At 71.3% G+C, this 2,937-nt stretch carries 4 protein-coding genes; all 4 read left to right on the top strand.

Annotation, left to right across the window (positions count from 1 at the left end; all coding sequences use genetic code 11):
* The coding region (locus tag VG276_05750) for a hypothetical protein (protein ID HEV8648907.1) at positions 1-111 on the top strand (111 nt) is incomplete at its 5' end.
* Positions 112-227: 116 nt separating this feature from the next.
* On the top strand, positions 228-881 hold the full coding sequence (locus tag VG276_05745; protein ID HEV8648906.1) for a DivIVA domain-containing protein: 654 nt from the start codon (positions 228-230) through the stop codon (positions 879-881).
* A 197-nt stretch (positions 882-1,078) separates the two neighbouring features.
* Positions 1,079-2,452, top strand: coding sequence for a phenylacetate--CoA ligase (locus VG276_05740; protein HEV8648905.1), 1,374 nt, complete (start codon positions 1,079-1,081; stop codon positions 2,450-2,452).
* Positions 2,453-2,717: 265 nt separating this feature from the next.
* On the top strand, positions 2,718-2,937 hold a 220-nt coding region (locus VG276_05735; GenBank protein HEV8648904.1), incomplete at its 3' end, for a helix-turn-helix transcriptional regulator.

The following is a 2,937-nucleotide window of genomic DNA, read 5'->3' as shown; positions in this document are numbered from 1 at the left end:
ATCCGGCTGCTGACCCGGGTCGCGTTCGGGTTCCGCTCGCCCGAGGCGCTGATCGCGCTGGCGATGCTCAGTGTGGGTGGGCTGTGCCCGCCGCTGCCAGGGCGGGCATGATCGGACCCACGGAAACGCTGGAAGAGCCAGAATTTGACTATTCCTCCCGGGGCCGGCATCCACCACAGTCGTATCCAGTACGAGGACTTCGGTAGGAACGCGGGAGGCGATCGCGCATGACCTCGGCCAGCGACGGGTACGCGCACGGTCGCGGCCAGGAGTGGACGAAGCGCCTCACTCCGAGCGCCGTGCGGAGCACGACCTTCGGCAAGGCGCCGTTGACCCGCCGCGGCTACAGCGAGGACGAGGTCGACCGCTTCATGGCGCGGGTGGCCGAGGACATCTCGGCCGCGGACGCCGACCGGGCCGCCCTCCGCGCCGAGATCGACCGGCTCAGGCGCTGGTACCGCGACCGCGGCATCGACGTCGACGACCAGTCGGTGGTCGGCGCCCCCCGGCCGAACGTGCAGGCGGTCAACCTCATGTCGCAGGCCCAGCAGGCCGCGGACAACCACATCGCGCAAGCCGAGGAGTACGCGCGCCGGCTCGTCGGCCAGGCCCGGCAGCGCTACGAGGAGATCCTCAGGGAGGCGCAGCAGCAGGCGGCCCAGGCGGCGGAGCGAGCCGCCGAGGTCTACCGTGCCAGCCCCGACGCCTACCGGGAGGAAGAGGAGCAGCTCGAACGCCGCATCGCCTACCTGCGCACCTTCGCGCAGGTCACCCAGGTCCAGTTGCAGTCGGCGTTCGAGGCGCTCCACCGGGAGGTGGGCAAGCTCGGGAACCTCCCGACCCATGACGAGGCGCCGCACTCGAGCGACCTGGCGGTTTGACATCCTCCTCGGCCTGGCTGGGGCGTCCCTGCACCACCGCCCTGAAGGGCGGCGCACCGGGACGCAAGCAGGTAGCGGCACCCCGCCGGTCGGCAGGGCCGCCTCCGGGCCCGGTCTGGCGATGTGCAGTACAGTCCGTCACGGCGCCCACCGGCACGGGACGCACCTCGCGGGTGTCGATCGCAGGAGGCTTGAGCATGTGGGACCAGCGTGCGGAGGCGATGTCGGCCGACGAACGGGCCGTCCTCCAGGCACAGCGGCTCGCCGCGCTGGTCGGGCGACTCCTCGAGGCGAGCCCCTTCTACCGGGGCCGTCTGGCCGGGGCCGGGGTCGAGCCGGGCGCCACGGTCGGCCTCGACGACCTCGGCAGCCTGCCGTTCACCACCAAGGCCGACCTGTGGCAGCACTACCCTTGGGGGCTCTTGACCGTCCCCCGCGAGCAGGTGGTGCGCGTCCACGGGTCGTCGGGCACGGGTGGGCGGCCCACGCTGGTCTCCTACTCCAGGGCCGACCTCGACCTCTGGGCCGAGGTGTGCGCCCGCGCGCTCGGCTGCGCCGGCGCCCGACCCGGGACCGTCGTCCACAACGCATACGGGTACGGGCTCTTCACCGGCGGGCTGGGGATGCACGCAGGGGCCGAGCGCATGGGCTGCACGCTGGTCCCGGTCTCCGGCGGCCAGACCCAGCGCCAGGTCACCCTGATCCACGACCTCGCGCCCGAGGTCCTGTGCTGCACGCCCTCGTATGCGGCGCGGCTGGGGGAGGCGCTGGGCGAGGCCGGCATCGCGAGGGACGAGATCGCGCTGCGCGTCGGCATCTTCGGGGCCGAGCCGTGGAGCGAAGGCATGCGCCGCCAGCTCGAGGAGCTGCTGCCCATCAAGGCGCTCGACATCTACGGGCTGTCGGAGATCATCGGCCCCGGCGTCGCCTGCGAGTGCGTGGAGGCCCATGCCGGCATACCGCAATCACCTGGCAATGCGGTGCGTTGCAGCCTTCACGTGAACGAGGATCACTTCCTGGTCGAGGTGATCGACCCTGACACCGGCGCGCCGCTGCCGCCGCGTACCCGCGGAGAACTGGTCTTCACGACCCTCACGAAGGAAGCGATGCCGCTCCTCCGCTACCGGACCGGCGACATCGCCGCGCTCGACCCCTCGCCCTGCGTGTGCGGCCGGACGCTGGTCCGCATGTCCAAGGTGACCGGCCGCAGGGACGACATGCTGGTCATCCGCGGGGTCAACGTCTACCCCAGCGAGGTCGAGGCGGTCCTGGTCGCCGAGCGGGCGGTCGCGCCCCACTACCTGCTCGTGGTCGACCGAACCGCGACCATGCCGAAGCTGGTCGTGGCTTGCGAGCTGGCGGCCGGCTGGTCGATCTGCGCCGACACCGAGGAGGCCGAGCGCGAGCGGGTCGCCGCCGACGTGGATGCGGCACTGCTGCAGCGCCTGGGGCTGTCGACCGAGGTGCGGGTGCTGCCCGGCGGGACCATCCCCCGGGTCGAGCTTGGCAAGGCCCAGCGGGTCGTGGAGCGGACGCCTGAGCACGACCCGCTTCGAGCGTTGAGCGGGTAGGGAGAGTCCCTGCTCAACATGCTCGAATGACCTCAGCTCCATCCGGTTGTGGATCACGTGCCCGAACAGCGAACCCTACAGCCGCTGTTTCCCTCCGGCGCCATGGTCGGCGCGCTCGTGGGAAACCCTGCCCTGACCTGGCGGTAGGTGCTCCTCCCGGCCCGGAGCGCTGTGGCACAGGACGAGTTCGACCTTCCCGCGTCGGCGAGGGCCCACAAATGCCAAGTGCAGAAGCAAAGTGCGCTGCTTACGCAACCTGAGCGAAATGGCATACTGTGCGCTGACCTGGCCGCGGGAGGGGAGGCGGCATGTGACCGAGGTTCAGTCAGGCGGTGGCCCGACCATCCGGCGGATGCTGGTCGGCGCCCAGCTCCGCCGGCTCCGCACCGAGCAGGGCATCACCCGCGAGCAGGCCGGCGAGGCGATCCGCGCATCCGAATGGAAGATCCACCGGCTGGAGAACGGCCAGGTCGGCTACAAGGAGC

The organism is Actinomycetes bacterium, assembly GCA_036000965.1.
In the GTDB taxonomy this organism is placed as follows: domain Bacteria; phylum Actinomycetota; class CALGFH01; order CALGFH01; family CALGFH01; genus DASYUT01.
The sequence above is the reverse complement of the archived record's forward strand: the minus strand, read 5'-3'. Positions and strand labels throughout refer to the sequence as shown.

Excerpts from the sequence above, each read along its gene's own strand:
- VG276_05740 (HEV8648905.1), top strand. The coding sequence starts at position 1,079 with ATGTGGGACCAGCGTGCGGAGGCGATGTCGGCCGACGAACGGGCCGTC.
- VG276_05745 (HEV8648906.1), top strand. The coding sequence starts at position 228 with ATGACCTCGGCCAGCGACGGGTACGCGCACGGTCGCGGCCAGGAGTGG.